Source organism: Streptomyces coelicoflavus, assembly GCF_045041415.1.
Taxonomy (GTDB): domain Bacteria; phylum Actinomycetota; class Actinomycetes; order Streptomycetales; family Streptomycetaceae; genus Streptomyces; species Streptomyces coelicoflavus.
Genome location: NZ_CP108218.1, coordinates 271,147 through 284,886 on the forward strand (window position 1 = coordinate 271,147; position 13,740 = coordinate 284,886).

Here is a 13,740-nt window from a genome sequence, read left to right on the forward strand (position 1 = left end):
CCTCAGTGGTGTTCGAGCAGTGCGCCGTGGACGGCGCGGGTGATCAGGGCGAGGGAGTGGGCGCCCGCGTCGGGGGTGCCGAGGGACTTCTCGGCGTGCGGGCGGGCCCGGCCCCGGCGGGGCAGCAGGTCGGCGGTCGCGGCGGCCGCCGCGGCGGCGGTGCCCGCGGCGCGGTCCCAGGCGTCGGTGAGGGGCAGGCCCTCGGCGGTGGCGGCGGCCAGCGCGTCGGCGAAGGGGACCAGGACGTCGACCATGGTCTTGTCGCCGACCTCGGCCCCGCCCAGCCTGCGTACGGCGGCGGAGGCCTCCGTGACCCCGTCGGCGACCCGCCGGGCGTCGGGGGCGTCCCGGTCGCCGAGGGCCGTGCCGAGCGAGCGCAGGATCGTGCCCCACAGGGCGCCGGAGGTACCGCCCGCCTTGTCGGCCCAGGCGTCGGCGGCCCGGGCCAGGACGGTGCCCGCTCCCCCGCCGAGCCCGTGGGCGTCGGTGGCGGCCCGCCGGGCGGCGGTGGATCCGCGCCGCATGCCGATGCCGTGGTCGCCGTCGCCGGCGACGGCGTCGATGCGGCCGAGTTCGTCGGCGTGGGTGTCGACGACGCGGGCCACCGCGTCCAGGGCGGCCAGGACGGTGGCGGCGGCCTCGCGGGAGGCGTCGGATGCGGGGGGTACGGCGGTGGCTCCGGAGGCGGCCGCGTCGGATGCGGCGGTGTCCCGGGCCCCGGCGGTCGAGGCCGCCCGGTCCTGGTCGGGCTCCGGGGCGGCGAGGGCGCCCTTGCGGTAGGCGGGCGTGTCGGCCGGGGCCCGCCACAGCTCCTCCAGCCGCTCGTCCAGCCAGGTCAGGGTCAGCGAGACGCCGGCCATGTCGAAGCTGGTGACCAGTTCGCCGACCTCGGGGTCGACGATCTCCACGCCCGCCTCGCCGAGCAGCGCCGCGATCTCGCGGTAGACGACGAACAGCTCCTCGTACTTGACCGAGCCGAGGCCGTTGAGGATCACGGCGGCACGCTGTCCGGCCGGGGCGGTGACATCCTCGGGGAGTTCCTTGAGGAGGGTCTCGACCAGCAGCCGGGCCGCCTCGTCGGCGGTGGGCAGCGCCTCCTCGCCGATGCCGGGCTCGCCGTGGATGCCGAGGCCGACGGCCATGCGGGCCTCGGGGACGGTGAACAGGGGGTGGTCGGCGCCGGGCAGGGTGCAGCCGGAGAAGGCGATGCCGAAGGAGCGGGTGCGGGCGCCGGCCCGTTCGGCGACGCGGAGCACCTCGTCCAGGAGCAGGCCCTGCTCGGCCGCGGCGGCCGCCGCCTTGAAGACGGGCAGGTCACCGGCTATGCCGCGCCGCTTGGCGGACTCGTCGGGGCCCGCGCTGGAGATGTCGTCGGCGACGGCGAACGTCCGGGCCTCGATGCCGTCGGCGGCCAGTCGCTCGGCGGCCTGCCCGAAGTGCAGGACGTCACCCGCGTAGTTGCCGTACATCAGCAGGACTCCGGCGCCGCCGTGCGCGGCCCGGGCCACCGAGTGGATCTGCCGGGCGGAGGGCGAGGCGAAGACGTTGCCGACGGCCGCGCCGTGGGCGAGGCCGCGCCCGACCAGGCCGGAGAAGGCGGGGTAGTGGCCGGAGCCGCCGCCGACGACCACGGCGACCTGGCCCGCCGGGGTGGCCGCGGCCCGGACGACTCCGCCGGTGACCGGTCGCACCCAGCGCCGGTGCGCGGCGGCGAAGCCCTCCAGCGCCTCGTCGGCGAAGGCGGCGGGGTCGTTGAACAGGCGGGTCATCCTATGGCCTCCTTGGCCTGGTGCTCGGCGACGGCCGGTTCGTCGGTGCGGTGGCGGGCGGCGAGCACGATCATCAGTGCGGCGGAGAGCAGCATGAAGAAGCCGACGAGGTAGAGCGGTGCGTAGTAGGCGCCGGTCCAGTCCTTGAGCCAGCCGGTGATGTAGCTGGAGGCGAACCCGGCGATGTTGCCCGCGGTGTTGATCAGGGCGATGCCGGCCGCGGCGGCGGCTCCGGTCAGGAAGCGGGAGGGCACCGACCAGAAGACCGGCAGGGCCGCGAAGATGGCGCAGGCGGTGACGGTGATGACGGCGACCGTGGCGGCCGGGGAGCCCATGTAGAGGGCGAGCGGGATGGACACGCCGCCGACGACGGCCGGTCCGGCCACGTGCCAGGTGCGGGTGCCGTGGCGGGTGGCGTGCCGGGTCCAGAAGAAGAGGACGACGGCGGCGGGCAGGTACGGGATGGCGGTGATCCAGGCCTTGTCCATGACGCTGAACGTGGTGTCGTACTGGTCCTGGAAGCCGTTGATGATGGTCGGCAGGAAGAAGGCGAGGGCGTACAGGCCGTAGACGAAACCGAAGTAGACGGCGGCGAGGGTCCACACGCGTCCGCTGCCGAAGGCCTTCTTGAGGTCGCCCTTGGCGTGCTTGCTCTCGTGTCCGGTCTTCCGGGCGTTCTCGGCGGCCAGTTCGGTGGTCAGCCAGTCGCGCTCGGCGGGGGTGAGCCACTTGGCGTCGGCGGGCTTGTCGATCAGGTAGAACCAGGCGACGACGCCCAGGATGATCGCGGGCAGCGACACGAACAGGAACATCACCCGCCAGCCCTCGAGGCCGAACAGCCCGTGCCGGCCGATCAGCCAGCCCGCGAGCGGGGCGCCGAACACCGTGGTCAGCGGCTGGGCCAGGTAGAACAGGCCCAGGATCTTGGTCCGGTGGCGGGAGGGCACCCACTGGCTGAGGAAGAGGATGGCGCCGGGGAAGAACCCGGCCTCGGCGACGCCGAGCAGGAAGCGCAGCGTGTAGAGCTGCTCGCTGCTGCTCACCCAGGTGAACAGCAGGGAGACGATGCCCCAGGTCACCATGATCCGGGCCAGCCAGCGGCGGGCTCCGAAGCGGTGCAGGGCCATGTTGCTGGGGACCTCGAGCACGATGTAGCCGAGGAAGAAGATCCCGGACGCGAAGCCGAACTGGGCGGCGGTCAGGGCGAGGTCCTGGCCCATGCCGTTCGGTTCGGCGAACGAGACGGCCGTGCGGTCCAGGTAGTTCACGAAGAACATCAGCGCCACGAACGGCACGAGGCGGACTGAGACCTTCTTGATGGCAGTTCTCTCGACTGCCGTGGATGGCGCTTGGGCACCCATGGGCGACTCCTCGGCTCGCCCGGACAACTCCGTCCGGGGTGGGTCACTCCGGGTGGTCCGCCACGGGGGCGGCCGACCGGTTCGTGTTCACGCTAAGCCTCTGGAACCAAATTGGTCACCAATTTACCAGTGTGGCGAGGGTCATAGATCTTCCCATGACCCAGCCCTTGACAAACCACACCCGAAATCGCGATGAACTGCCTGGTCAGCCGTGCACGCGTGGCATCTGGTTGACTGGTGACCGTGACCAGTCAGCCTGATCAGCACAGCTCCGCCGCCGCGCCCGACCTCGCGCAGCTGCTGCGTCCCGTGGTGCGCGAGTCGTCCGTCAGCGAGGTCGCCAAGCGCCTCCTCGACCACCTCTCGGCCGGCGACATCCGGCCCGGCACGAGGCTGCCCGCCGAGCGGCAGCTCGCGGAGGCGCTCGGCGTCGCCCGGTCCAGCGTGCGCGGCGCGCTCTCGGCGCTGGACGTGCTCGGGATCATCGAGATCCGCCCCGGCTCCGGGTCCTACGTGCGAGAGGGCACCTCGGAGTTCCTGCCCCGGGCGATCAACTGGGGCCTGATGCTGGGCCAGCGGCGCACCCAGGACCTGGTCGAGGTCCGCACGTACATGGAGGGTGTCTCGGCCCGGCTGGCGGCGGAACGCGCGAGCGACGAGGACGTGGCCCTGCTGGAGGGGCACCTCCAGCACATGCGCGACGCGGGCGACGACGTCACGGCGTTCATCGACGCGGACATCGCCTTCCACCTGGAGACGGCCCGTATCGCCCGCAACACCGTGCTCAGCGACATCCTGCACAGCATCCGGGCGCTGCTCCAGGTCTGGATGGAGCGTGTCAGCGACATCGAGGGGACGGTCAGCGGCACGCTGTGCGAGCACGACGCGGTGCTCCAGGCGATCCGCGCCCGCGATCCGGAGGCGGCGGACCGGGCGATGGCCGAGCACATGCGGATGGCCAGCGCACGGCTGCGCGCCTCGGTGGACGGCTCCGCCGACGGCGAGGCCTGACGGCTCCGTGGACGGCTCCGCGGACGGCGAGGCCTGACGGGTTCTCGCCCCTGCCGCGCGCGGTCTGTCGGAGTCGTCGCGTCGTCAATAGCCTGGTGGGTCAAGGCCGTTGTCGACCGAGGAGCCTCATGTCCACCGCGCAGCAGGTCCCCGACATCCTCTCCCCCGAGTTCGCGGCGAACCCGTATCCGGCCTACCGGACGATGCGGGACAGCGCTCCCCTCATCCGGCACGAGGCGACCCAGAGCTGGATCGTCTCGCGCTACGAGGACGTGGAGCGCGTCTTCAAGGACCGGGGCGGGCAGTTCACGACCGAGAACTACGACTGGCAGATCGAGCCGGTGCACGGCCGGACGATCCTCCAGCTGAGCGGCCGGGAGCACGCGGTCCGGCGTGCGCTGGTCGCCCCGGCCTTCCGCGGCGCCGATCTCCAGGAGCGGTTCCTGCCGGTGATCGAGCGCAACTCCCGGGAGCTGATCGACGCGTTCCGGCACACCGGCCGCGCGGACCTGGTCGCCGACTACGCCACCCGGTTCCCCGTCAACGTCATCGCGGACATGCTGGGCCTGGACAAGGCCGACCACGACCGGTTCCACGGCTGGTACACGTCGGTCATCGCCTTCCTGGGCAACCTCTCTGGGGACCAGCGGGTCGCCGCCGCCGGTGCGCGCACCCGGGTGGAGTTCGCCGAGTACATGTTCCCGATCATCAGGGAGCGCCGCGAGAAGCCGGGCGACGACCTGCTGTCCACGCTGTGCGCCGCCGAGGTGGACGGCGTGCGGATGAGCGACGAGGACATCAAGGCGTTCTGCAGCCTGCTGCTCGCGGCGGGCGGCGAGACCACCGACAAGGCGATCGCCGGCATCTTCGCCAACCTGCTGGCCCACCCGGACCAGTTGGCGGCCGTGCGCGAGGACCGCAGTCTGATCCCGCGGGCCTTCGCCGAGACGCTCCGCTACACGCCGCCGGTCCACATGATCATGCGTCAGACGGCGACGGACGTCACGCTCAGCGGCGGCACCATACCCGCCGGCGCCACCGTCACCTGCCTCATAGGAGCGGCCAACCGGGACGAGAGCCGCTACCGCGATCCGGACCGTTTCGACATCATGCGCGACGACCTGACCACGACGACCGCCTTCTCGGCCGCCGCCGACCATCTCGCCTTCGCGCTCGGCCGGCACTTCTGCGTCGGTGCGCTGCTGGCGAAGGCGGAGGTCGAGACCGGGGTCGGGCAGCTCCTCGACGCCCTGCCCGGCCTGCGGACGGAGGACGGGTTCGAGGTGGTGGAGCGGGGCGTGTTCACCCGTGGCCCGCAGTCGCTGCCGGTGCGCTTCACTCCCGTGGCCTGACGGGCCGTACGCGTCAGGCCACGACGGGCGTGAAGACGGCGGGCAGCGTCGTCAGACCGCGCATCCAGATGGACGGGCGCCAGGTCAACTCGCCCGGTTCGACCGCGAGGACGAGGTCGGGGAGGCGTTCCAGCAGGGTCTCGACCGCGGTGCGGGCGATGACGTCGGCGAGCAGGGGTGCCGGGTAGGGGCAGCGGTGCTCGCCGTTGCTGAAGGACAGGTGCGCGGAGTTCTCGGCGCCGACGTGCGCTTCGGGCCACAGCTGCGGGTCGGTGTTGGCCGCGGCGAGGCCGAGGACGAGGCAGTCGCCGGCCCGGATCTGCCGTCCGCCCAGCTGGGTGTCGTTGACGGCCCAGCGGCCGATGAAGTTCTGCGTGGGGGTGTCCAGCCACAGCACCTCGTTGAGGGCCTCTCCCACGCTGAGGCGGCCGCCGGAGACGTTGAGGGCGAAGCGCTCGTCGGTGAGCAGCAGCCGCAGCGTGTTGCCGATCCAGTTGGCGGTGGGCTGCTGGGCGGCGGCGATGACGGAGATCAGGTCCTGGACGATCTCCTCGTCGGTCAGCCCCGCCGGGTGGGTCAGCATCCGGGAGGTGACGTCGGGTCCCGGCCGGTCGCGCTTGTGGCGGACCAGTTGGTGGATGCGCTCGCCCACCCGCGTGTACGCGGCGACCGGGTCGTCGCCCTCGGCCGCGTCGAGGGAGACGCGCAGGTCCTCGACGAGTTGCCGGGTCTCGGCGCCGTTGTGCGGCATCCCGCACACGCGTACGGCGGCGAGCATGGGCAGGGGGTGTGCGTAGCCGCTCATCAGCTCGGCGCGGCCGCTGCCCGCGAAGGCGGAGATGAGCCGGTCGGCGAGGTGCCGGCAGTCCCGGGCCAGTTCGAACTGGTCGATGCCGGCCAGTGCCTGGGTGATGACGCCGGCCCGCCGCCGGTGTTCCTCGCCCTCGGTGAACAGGACCGAGGGCTGATGACCGACGTAGGGCAGCAGGGGCCAGTCGGGCGGGATGCTCCCCCACTGGTTCCAGCGGCGCGAGTCCCGGGCGAACAGGTCGTCGTGGCTGGTCACATAGCTGACCTCGGGGTAACCGAGGACCAGCCAGGCGGGGATGCCGCCGTCGAGGAGCACGGGCGCGACGGCACCGTGTTCGGCGCGCAGTCCGCGGTACAGGTCCGACGGTGTCTGCTGGTACTCCAGGCCGGCCAGCGGCACGGCGTCGGGGTGCGCGGGGCAGCCCGGGGCGGCGACGGGGCGGGGTGCGGGGTCGAGGTCGGTCACGATGCGCTCTCCTGGGCCAGGGCCAGTTGGTAGAGGTGGTCCACGAGGGTGACCAGCACGTTCTTGCCCGACGTCCGCACCCGCGCGTCGCAGTCGATCAGCGGCACGTGGTCGGGCAGCGCGAGGGCCAGCCGGATCTCGTCCAGGGAGTGCCGGGCGGTGTCGTCGTCGAAGCGGTTCACGGCCACCACGAACGGGGTCCGGTGGTGTTCCAGCCGGTCTATCGCGTACCAGGAGTCGTCCATCCGGCGGGTGTCGACGAGAACCACCGCGCCGAGGGTGCCGGAGAACAGCCGGTCCCACAGGAACCAGAAGCGCTCCTGGCCGGGGGCGCCGAACAGGTACAGCACCATGCGGTCGTTGAGGCTGATGCGGCCGAAGTCGAAGGCCACCGTGGTGGTGGTCTTCGCGGTGACCGAGCCGGTGTCGTCGACGCCGACTCCGGCCTGGGTCATGACCTCTTCGGTGTTGAGCGGCCGGATCTCGCTGACGGAGCGGACGAGGGTGGTCTTGCCGACGCCGAAGCCGCCCACGACGACGATCTTGAGTCCGGTCTCCGCGGCGTCGGTCAGGGGCTTGCGGCCGTTAGAGGTTGCGGAGCCCATGGAGCACCTCCTGGAGCAGGGCGGTATCGGGGTGCGACGCGGCGGTCTGCCCCAGGCGTGGATGGCGGGCGGTGATGTTTCCGGTGGCGAGCAGGTCGCCGAGCAGGATGCGGACCACCGTGATGGGCAGGGTCAGCTCGGCGGCGATCTCGACCACGGCCGTGGGGTGCCGGCACAGGTCGAGGATGCGGACGTGTTCCGACTGCATGCCGGCCGACGGCCCGCACTCGGCGACCACCAGGGTGACGAGGTCGAAGGAGTCGTCGGCGCGGCTGCGCCCGCCGGTGACCGTGTAGAGCCGGTCGGGTGCGCCGGTGTCCACGGGCCTGCGCGTCACGACGAGCCGCTCCCGGGGACGGCGTGGCGGGGCTCGGCCCTCAGGTGGTCGCCGATCTGGTCGACCAGCTCGGTCATCTGGTGGCCGACCACGCCGGGATCGGCGTCCTCCACCGCGACGACGGCCAGGTGGGCGCCCTCGCCCGCCTCCACGATGAACAGCAGGCCGCCGTGGAACTCGGTCATGGAGTGCCGTACGCCGCCGGTCCCGTTGCCGAACTCGACGGAGGCGCCCTGGGCGAGGGCCTGGATGCCCGAGCAGATCGCGGCGAGCTGGTCGGCCCGGTCCAGGGTGAGGTGTTCGGTCCAGCAGAGCTTGAGGCCGTCACGGGACAGGACGAGGGCGTGGCGGGTACCGGGGGTGCGGTCCAGGAGGTTCTGGAGGAGCCAGGTGAGGCTGTTGTCGGTGGTCTGCATGATGGGTGCGGGGACGGTGGTTGCTGGTGCTGGGGTCACCGGCCCGTTCCTCCAATCTCACGAGCGACACGAGCGGTGGGAGCGAGGGGCACCGGTGCGCGCCGTGCGGCGCGCCGCGGATGGGGTGCGAGGGGGAAGCGGTCCGGCGCGCCTATCCCGGGGCCGGCGGCTCGGAGTCCGGCGCGCCGCCGGTCGCCCCGGACCGGCGCCCGCGGTGGAAGGCGCCGAAGCTGGCTCCGGCGTCGCGAGAGGCCGGCACCGCCGGGCCGGGGGGCGGCCGGTGGTGGTCGCGGCGTTCCCGCTCGGCCTCCGCCTCGGCCATCGTGCGGCCGGGGGCCCGCATCGGCAGACCGCCCGGCGTGGCGGCCGCGGGAGCGGATCGCGCCGTCTGTCCGGGCAGGCCGGTCCGCTCCACCGGCCGGACGTCCGGGACGCGCCGTGCGATTCCCGTGGCTTCCGCGGCGGGGGCGGGACCGGGGAAGGCGGAGACGCCGCCGCCCCCGAAGGTACGGCCGGTCAGGGCGGGCCCCGGTTCCCGTTGCTGGGCGAGCAGCTGGGGCGGTACGAGGACGACGACGCCCGTGCCGCCGCGCGAGGACGGCCGGTAGCTCACGCCGACGCCGTACTTGGCGGCCAGCCGCCCCACCACGGCGAGGCCGAGGCGGGTGCCCTGGAGCGAGGCCAGGTCGTTCATCCGCCCCGACACCGCCTCTTCGGCGTGGCGCATGGCGGCGTCGGCCATCTTCAGCCCGCTGTCCTCGATGGTGACGACGATTCCGGCGGTACGTTCCTCCACGTAGACGTGGACCTCGTCGATGGGCGGCGAGAAGTTGGCGGCGTTGTCCATGAGTTCGGCCAGGAGGTGCATGACACCCTCGGCCGCGTAGCCGGAGATCGCGGCGTCGCTGGAGCAGTGCATGCGGACCCGCTGGTAGGCGGCGATCCGGCCGACGGCGCCGCGCAGGATGCTCTCCATCACGATGGGCCTGTTCCAGGCCCGGCTGGAGCGCCCGCCCATCAGGAGCGCCAGGCGGTCGGTGATGAGACCGAGCTGCGAGGTGCTGTGGTCCAGGCGCAGCAGGTCGCCGAGGACCTCCTCGCCGTGACGATCCTGCATGTCCCTCAGGTCGGCGAGCATGCTGACGGCCTTGGCCTGGACGCGGCTGAGGGACTTGGCGGAGGCGGCCTGGGCGGCGGCGGTGCGCCGCTCGCTGTGGGCCAGTTCCCGGACGAACAGCTCGGCGCAGGCCCGCGCCCCCGCTCCGCGCGGCCACTCCAGCTCGGCGAGGACGATCTCGGCCGAGGTGCCGTCCCGCAGCTTCTCCACGGCGGCGGGCAGGGTGCTGTCGGTCAGCCGTTCCAGCTCGGCGGTGCCTCCGCGTGCCTCCTGGACCGCCTGCTGCCGCCGGGACTCGGCCTCCGCCGCGTGGCGTACGGCGTCTTCCACCAGTACGGCGAAGCTCTGGACGACCTGCCGCAGGTGGGGGCCGGAGGAGGGAGCGGCTCGGGCGACGGCCTCGTCCGCGCCGGTGCCGTCGCGCACGTGCTGCGCGATGCCCGGCAGCGCGACGTTGACCAGGTGGGCGAGGCCGGCGTTCTCCTGTGCGAGCCGGCCCTTGAGGGCGCTGATCTCCGTCCGCCGGTCCGCCGCCGTCCGGCGTGCCCGTCCGACCAGGTAGGAGCCGAGGGCGACGGACACGGCGACGCACAGCCAGGACGTGACGGCGAGGGTCGCGGTCCAGCTCCGGGCGGTCTCGGGAGCGGCGGCCCAGGCGGCGCCCGCGGCCGCGGCGGTGGCCGGCAGCACGAGCAGCGGGACGGCCGGGGCGGAGCGGCCGGGTTTCTGCGTCCGGGGCGGGGTGGGGGGTGCAGACACTGACATTCCGCGGTCCCTCGGGTCCTTGAGAGCGGGGAGAAAGGCCGGTCGACCTGCGGCGGCCGCGGGCCGGAGCCGTGTCACCGGGTGAGTGGTGATCACTCCGGCGGGCTTGCGGCTCATGCTAGTCAGCGCGTCGGCCGCGCATGCCGGACCGGCCACAGACCCCACCGAGGAGCGAACTTTCCCGACATCTCGCCGATCGAACGCAGCGATGTGGTACTGGCGTTCTTGTCGGGGCGGGTGTTCCCGGACGGGCCGTCCGAGGACACCGTCTGGACGAGTGTGGGATGCGGTGGGGCCCGACTCCGGTTCGGATGGGTGCCATGCGCAGACCCATAGCCGTGGCGAAACGCCACTCACGCCTGCTCACCTCAGGCGTCATCCTCGCCGCCCAGTCACTTCTCCTGACCCTGTCCGCGGTCCCGGCCTCGGCCTCGCCCCCGGCTCCGACCGACGACACCCGGACGCCCGCTCGCGGTACCGCCCACATGGGCGAGGGCGTCCTCGCCCACGAAGGGGTCCAGGGCCGGCCCGTCGGCACCCGTGTCGCCCAGACCGAGGGGGTGGACGTCTCCAGCCACCAGGGCAACGTCGCGTGGTCGACCCTCTGGAAGAGCGGCGTGAAGTGGGCCTATGTGAAGGCCACCGAGGGGACCTCCTACCGGAACCCGTACTTCGCCCAGCAGTACGGCGGTTCGTACGACGCCGGCATGGTCCGCGGCGCGTACCACTTCGCGACCCCGGACACCGCCGGCGGCGCCGCCCAGGCCGACTACTTCGTCGATCACGGCGGTGCCTGGTCCAAGGACGGCAGGACGCTGCCGGGCGTCCTCGACATCGAGTACAACCCGTACGGGGCGACCTGCTACGGGCGGACGCACAGTCAGATGGTGAGCTGGATCCGGGCCTTCCTGGACCGCTACAAGGAGCGCACCGGCCGCCACGCCGCCATCTACACCTCCACCAACTGGTGGACGCAGTGCACCGGGAACTACAGCGGGTTCGGCGCGAGCAATCCGTTGTGGATCGCGCGGTACGCCTCGACCGTGGGGGCGCTTCCGGCCGGCTGGGACTTCCACACGATGTGGCAGTACACCTCGTCCGGGCCGACCGTGGGCGACCACGACAAGTTCAACGGGGCGCTGGACCGCGTCAAGGCCCTGGCCAACGGCTGACGCGGACCGGTGGAGCGCCGGCCGCCGTTCAGCGGCCTGCGAGGGTGGCCAGGATGTCGGCGACCTGCTCGCGCACCACGTCCCGGGTGCCGGCGGGCAGGGCGCCGATGTCCGTCCGTTCCAGGGTGTCCAGGGCCTCGTCGGCCCCCGCGTCGCACGCGGTGCTCTCGCTGAGCACGTCGTAGCCCTCGCGTACGGCGACGCGCAGCCGGTGCCGGCCCCCGCCGTCGGCGTGCACGGCGGTGGCGACCACCAGGGGCGGCGGGCCGCCGGCTTCGGCGGGCTGCTTGCGGTAGCCGCTGACCAGCGGGGTGCGCCAGCGAAGGCCGAGCAGCAGGTGACGCTTCGCCATCACCTCGGCCAGATCGGTCTCGTAGGGGCGGTCGGGGCCCAGCACCCTGGCGCGGGCGTCCAGCACGAGGGCCGCGGGCAGCAGACAGCGCAGGCTGCTGCCGACGAGGTTGCCGCCGACGGTGGCCGTCCGGCGTACCGCTCCGGTGCCCACCGAGCCCGCCGCCCGGCGCAGCACCTCCGGCACCCGGTCGCCCATCCGGTTCAGCACCACGGCCGCGCCCAGCGACTCGGCTTCGACGGCGGTCGCCTCGGGCAGTCCGCGCAGTGACATGGCCAGGTCCGGGAAGCCGTCGCGCTGCCAGGTGGCCCACACGAGCGTGGCTCCGCCGACGGGCACCGCCCCCTGCGCCAGGCACTCCTGTGCTTCGGACACGGTCGTGGGCTGACGCAGCAGCATGGCGATCGACCTGCTTCCCGGGAGTCGGCGGCCGGACGACTCCGCGTCTTCCGCCGGGTGATCACGGTCACTGGGATTGTCCGTACCGCCGAGGGGGCGCGTACAGGGCTCATGCGTTTCCCGTGTGCGCCCTTCACGCGCCGCCCCGTCATCCGAGCGTGTCGAGGAATTCCAGCAGCACGGTGTTGAACCGGTCGGGCTGCTCGGCGCCCGGGAGGTGGCCGGCCTTCTCGACGACGGCCAGGGTGGAGTGCGGGACCAGGCGGTGGATGGATTCCGCGTCCGTGACGGGGGTGTAGGCGTCGTCGGCGCCGACCACGACGAGGACGGGTGCCCGAACGGCGGCCAGGACGTCCCGGTAGTCGGGTCGTTCGGCCCGCCCGCGCAGTGCCGCCGCGGCGCCTCGGGGGTCGGTGGCGCACATCATCTCCAGGACCCGGGCGGCCACCTCCGGCATCCGGGTGACGTTGTAGCCGGCGAGCATCTTGTCGAGGACCTCGTGCGCGTAGCCGTCCATGCCCTCGGCCAGGAGCCGGTCGGCGAGCCGGTTGCGGAACGCCTTGCCCTCGGGGGTCTCGGCGGGGGCGGAGGTGTCGGACAGGACGAGGGCCCGTACCCGCCCGGGGTGGCGGAGCTGGAACTCCATGGTGATCTGTCCGCCCATGGAGACGCCGCCGACCACCGCGCGTTCGATCCCCAGGTGGTCCAGGAGCCCGGCGAGGTCGTCGGCGAAGTCGGCGAGCAGCACCTTGTCCGGGCCGACGCTGCTGCGGCCGTAACCGCGCAGGTCGGGGGTGAGGACCCGGTGGCCGGCCGCCGCCAGTGCCGTGGCCTGCGGCGCCCAGAGGGTGCGGTTGAAGGGGTGACCGTGGATCAGGAGGACGGGGAGCCCGTCGCCCGGGCCGAAGTCGTCGTATTCGAGCGTGGCGCCGCGCACGGTGGTGGAGTCCATGCACGGGACCCTAGGTCCCGGGCGGAGCGCGGTGTACGCCGTCTCACGGGCCGAGCAGCGCGTCGGCCAGTTCGGCACGCAGTAGTTCACCGTCCTTGCGGACCAGTTCGGGGACCTGGGCGTTCCACGTCGCCGCGGCCCGGTCCAGGGCCTCGGCGCAGGCCCGCCGGGCGCGGCCTCCCAGCACGGCCGCGGCGAGGGGCAGGAGCGGGCGGGCGACGGAGCGGCCCGTGACCCGTGCCTTCACGGTCACCCGCCAGCGTCCGTCCGGGGCGGGGCGCGGTACGACCGTGACGGTGACGCGGGCGAGTGCGTGCGTCAGGGTCCCGCTCAGGGGTGCGCGGGAGGGGCGGCGGCCGTCGCCGGTCGCCTGCCACCATCCGCCGAGGTCGAGGTGCGCGCCTGCGGTGCCGCCCAGGTACTTGGCGCCCTTGCCGCCGCTCGGGCGCAGCGTCGCCGACAGCCGCACCTCGCGCGGCCGTTCGGCGCTCGTGAGCCCGAGGGCGCAGTCCAGCCGGGCGGGACGGTCCGGGTCGTCGTCGACGGTGACGACCTCCAGCGCGGTCTCCCGGCGGCGGTCCCAGGAGAGCACGGTGACGCACTGGTCCGCGTCCGGTTCCCCGTCCTTCTCGTTCACCGGCCGGTACCGCGCGCCCGGCCTCAGGTGCCGCCCCTGCGCCAGCACCAGACCGGGCAGCGGGCGGCCGTCGGGCAGCCGCAGGCACGCTCCCTCGGCGTCCGTGTCCTCGGCCAGGTCGTGCAGCGTGGCCACGCACGACTCGAACCAGCGGCGCGGCACGGGGGCGAGGATCACGGTGTGCTGAAAACGGGCCATGCGCTGAGGATGGCGGCTCGA

13 protein-coding genes are annotated in these 13,740 nt (G+C 73.1%); 3 read left to right on the forward strand and 10 right to left on the reverse strand.

The window, feature by feature from the left end:
- Window positions 1-2: 2 nt before the first annotated feature.
- Both OHA99_RS01205 and OHA99_RS01210 read right to left on the reverse strand, forming a co-directional pair.
- Window positions 3-1,769 (reverse strand): dihydroxyacetone kinase family protein, encoded by a 1,767-nt coding sequence (locus OHA99_RS01205; RefSeq protein ID WP_405693543.1) that lies wholly within the window; start codon window positions 1,767-1,769, stop codon window positions 3-5.
- A complete protein-coding gene (locus OHA99_RS01210) occupies window positions 1,766-3,130 on the reverse strand; it encodes an MFS transporter (protein WP_381502392.1) in 1,365 nt (454 codons plus the stop codon). Before OHA99_RS01210 ends, OHA99_RS01205 begins: the two co-directional genes overlap by 4 nt.
- Window positions 3,131-3,367: 237 nt before the next feature.
- Here OHA99_RS01210 and OHA99_RS01215 point away from each other — a divergent pair, with 237 nt between their 5' ends.
- Together OHA99_RS01215 and OHA99_RS01220 are read left to right on the forward strand one after the other, a co-directional pair.
- Window positions 3,368-4,141 carry a FadR/GntR family transcriptional regulator gene (locus tag OHA99_RS01215; RefSeq protein WP_153176297.1) on the forward strand — a complete coding sequence of 258 codons (774 nt, stop codon included), beginning with the start codon at window positions 3,368-3,370 and terminating at the stop codon, window positions 4,139-4,141.
- Between the two features lie 128 nt (window positions 4,142-4,269).
- Window positions 4,270-5,493: a cytochrome P450 gene (locus OHA99_RS01220; protein ID WP_405693545.1), complete on the forward strand. Its 1,224-nt coding sequence runs from the start codon at window positions 4,270-4,272 to the stop codon at window positions 5,491-5,493.
- Window positions 5,494-5,506: 13 nt separating this feature from the next.
- Here the strand turns inward: OHA99_RS01220 and OHA99_RS01225 are convergent, their stop codons facing one another.
- From OHA99_RS01225 to OHA99_RS01245, 5 genes are all read right to left on the reverse strand, one after another.
- Window positions 5,507-6,769 carry a cytochrome P450 gene (locus tag OHA99_RS01225; protein WP_164380894.1) on the reverse strand — a complete coding sequence of 421 codons (1,263 nt, stop codon included), beginning with the start codon at window positions 6,767-6,769 and terminating at the stop codon, window positions 5,507-5,509.
- A complete protein-coding gene (locus OHA99_RS01230) occupies window positions 6,766-7,374 on the reverse strand; it encodes an ATP/GTP-binding protein (protein ID WP_165683648.1) in 609 nt (202 codons plus the stop codon). Before OHA99_RS01230 ends, OHA99_RS01225 begins: the two co-directional genes overlap by 4 nt.
- Window positions 7,355-7,711, reverse strand: coding sequence for a DUF742 domain-containing protein (locus OHA99_RS01235; RefSeq protein WP_164380896.1), 357 nt, complete (start codon window positions 7,709-7,711; stop codon window positions 7,355-7,357). Before OHA99_RS01235 ends, OHA99_RS01230 begins: the two co-directional genes overlap by 20 nt.
- Window positions 7,708-8,127, reverse strand: a complete 420-nt coding sequence (locus OHA99_RS01240; protein WP_194280244.1) for a roadblock/LC7 domain-containing protein — start codon at window positions 8,125-8,127, stop codon at window positions 7,708-7,710. The genes OHA99_RS01235 and OHA99_RS01240 overlap by 4 nt, the downstream gene beginning before the upstream one ends.
- 151 nt (window positions 8,128-8,278) lie before the next feature.
- Complete coding sequence (locus OHA99_RS01245) at window positions 8,279-10,009, reverse strand: ATP-binding protein (RefSeq protein WP_405693548.1); 1,731 nt, start codon at window positions 10,007-10,009, stop codon at window positions 8,279-8,281.
- Between the two features lie 320 nt (window positions 10,010-10,329).
- Between OHA99_RS01245 and OHA99_RS01250 the strand changes: the two genes are divergently transcribed.
- Window positions 10,330-11,181, forward strand: a complete 852-nt coding sequence (locus OHA99_RS01250) for a lysozyme (RefSeq protein WP_153176303.1) — start codon at window positions 10,330-10,332, stop codon at window positions 11,179-11,181.
- A gap of 28 nt (window positions 11,182-11,209) precedes the next feature.
- Here the strand turns inward: OHA99_RS01250 and OHA99_RS01255 are convergent, their stop codons facing one another.
- The 3 genes from OHA99_RS01255 to OHA99_RS01265 form a co-directional block, all read right to left on the reverse strand.
- Window positions 11,210-11,932 (reverse strand): FAD binding domain-containing protein, encoded by a 723-nt coding sequence (locus OHA99_RS01255; RefSeq protein WP_405693550.1) that lies wholly within the window; start codon window positions 11,930-11,932, stop codon window positions 11,210-11,212.
- A gap of 148 nt (window positions 11,933-12,080) precedes the next feature.
- Entirely contained in the window at window positions 12,081-12,884 is an 804-nt protein-coding gene (locus OHA99_RS01260) for an alpha/beta fold hydrolase (RefSeq protein ID WP_405693552.1), read from the reverse strand.
- A gap of 43 nt (window positions 12,885-12,927) precedes the next feature.
- Entirely contained in the window at window positions 12,928-13,719 is a 792-nt protein-coding gene (locus OHA99_RS01265) for a hypothetical protein (RefSeq protein ID WP_228125997.1), read from the reverse strand.
- Between the last annotated feature and the right edge of the window lie 21 nt (window positions 13,720-13,740).